The following is a 2,311-nucleotide window of genomic DNA, read 5'->3' as shown; positions in this document are numbered from 1 at the left end:
AGACAGGCTCATTCACGTATACGGACCAACCGAAACAACAGTGTTTGCCACGGCTTGCCCTGTTACTGAGTCTATGATTAACCTCCATACGGTGCCGATTGGGAAGCCAATCAGTAATACATCGGCTTATGTTTTAAGTCCTAGTGGTCAGCTTCAGCCGGAAGGGATTCCTGGAGAGCTGGTTATCGGAGGAGACGGAGTCTCCCGCGGATATCTGAATCGACCAGACTTGACAGAAGAGCGTTTTGTGGAGAATCCTTTCGTGCCTGGCGATCAAATCTATAAGACGGGGGATCTTGTCCGCTGGATGCCAGATGGAAACCTTGAGTACTTGGGAAGAATAGACCAACAAGTGAAAATAAGAGGGCATAGGGTAGAACTCGGAGAAGTGGAAACAAAGCTTCTTGAATTCCCTGCTGTACGGAAAGCCTTTGCTACGGACTATCAAGATGTTAACGGCCATTCTTATTTATGTGCTTATATTTCAGCTGAAGGAATAATCAATATCGAGGAAATTCGTGATTGTATTGCCAAAAAGCTTCCGGACTATATGGTACCTACTTTTATTTTGGAACTGGAAAGGTTGCCGCTCAATGCTAATGGGAAGGTGGATAAAAGTAAGCTTCCTAAACCTCAGGTTCTCAAAGAGAAAGAAAGGAAATACTTTGAACCAGTAACTGAAACAGAAAAGGTGCTTGCAAGTATATTTGAAGAGGTGCTTAGAGTGCAGCCGGTCGGCCTTTACGACAACTTTTTTGAACTTGGTGGCCACTCACTAAAGGCTATGATCCTTGCCTCTAGGATTCAAAAGCAGCTAGATACGGAAATTCCTATTAAGGCTATATTTTCTTCGCCAACTGTAGAAAAGCTGGCGTCCTTTATTACTGCTGCTGGTAAACAAGAATACCGTTCAGTTAAAAAAGCATCCAAAAGGCCGTTTTATCCGGTGTCGTTTGCTCAGAAAAGAATGTATGCAGCTCAGAAGCTTGAAGAAGCTAAAGGTGGGACAAGTTATAACATTCCGATTATTGTTGAAGTTAATGGAGAACTTGATATAGAGCGGATTTATCAGGCGTTCTGCTCTTTAATGAGCCGACACGAGTCACTCAGGACAGTGTTTCTGTTCAAAGAAGGAGAGCTTGTGCAAGAAATTTACGAAGAAGTTGAATTCCCATTTGAATTAATCAAGGGTGAATTATTTGAAATGCCAGATATTATTGAAAGTTTTATCAAACCTTTTGATCTTAGCAAGGCACCTTTGTTTCGTGTTAAAGTTGTGCAGATTAAGGACGATCATAATATCTTAATGATGGATATGCATCATATTATTTCAGATGGTGTATCTACAAATATTCTGTTGCAGGATTTTGCAGAATTGTATCAAGGAAATAAATTGAATGACTTACAAATACAATACAAAGATTATGCAGTCTGGCAGCAAGAACAGAGTCAGGTTGAATCATTGAAAAAACAAGAACAGTATTGGTTAAATACACTTTCTGGGGAGCTTCCAATTTTAGAGTTACCGACGGATTTTATTCGTCCGCCGATTAAACAGTTTTCGGGGAAGACATTCAGTTTTCGGGTCAATAATGAACTGGTGCTTCGTTTGAAAGAAATTTCTTCTGAAGAAGAGTCAACATTTTTTATGGTGCTGTTGGCAGCCTATAATATCCTCCTTTCAAAATATACTGGGCAGGAAGATATAATCATTGGTTCACCAATTGCTGGAAGAACACATGCCGATTTGGAAGAAGTAATAGGTGTTTTTATTAATGTTCTCCCTCTTAGAAATCATCCTGTAGGAACACTTACATTCCGAGAGTTCCTTCTTCAGGTAAAAGAACAGGTGTTGCAGTCTTATGAAAATGCCGATTATCCTTATGAAGAACTCTTGGAAAAGCTTAATTTACAGAGAGACTTTAGTCGGAATCCCTTGTTTGATACAATGTTGAACTTGCAGAATATGGAAATGAAAAACTTGGAAATACCAGGATTATCTTTTAATTCCTATAGCTGGGATTATAACAATACAAAATATGATATTAACTGGGACATTGCTGAAACTGAGCAAGGAGAGCTTTATATTTCTATAGAATACAGTACAAGCCTGTTTACCCAAGATACTATAGAAAGAATGAGAGATCATTTTCTTCATCTGCTGTATCAGATAGTTGAAGATCCTGAACAAAAGCTGTCAGATATGATTCTGGTGACAGAGGAAGAAAAACATCAGCTTCTGTATACTTTTAACCAAACTGAAAAGCCGTTCCCGAATGATAAAGCAATTCATCAACTGTTTGAGGAACAG

At 39.2% G+C, this 2,311-nt stretch carries 1 protein-coding gene; it reads left to right on the top strand.

Annotated features, from left to right (window positions below):
* Positions 1-2,311, top strand: a 2,311-nt coding sequence (locus tag ABWK52_RS22170) for a condensation domain-containing protein (protein ID WP_353772134.1), incomplete at both ends; no start/stop codon positions are given.

Origin of the sequence: Bacillus sp. AP50 (genome assembly GCF_040492675.1) — a bacterium.
In the GTDB taxonomy this organism is placed as follows: domain Bacteria; phylum Bacillota; class Bacilli; order Bacillales; family Bacillaceae_G; genus Bacillus_A; species Bacillus_A cereus.
Note: the sequence above shows the minus strand (reverse complement) of the source record. Positions and strands in the feature narration are given on the sequence as shown.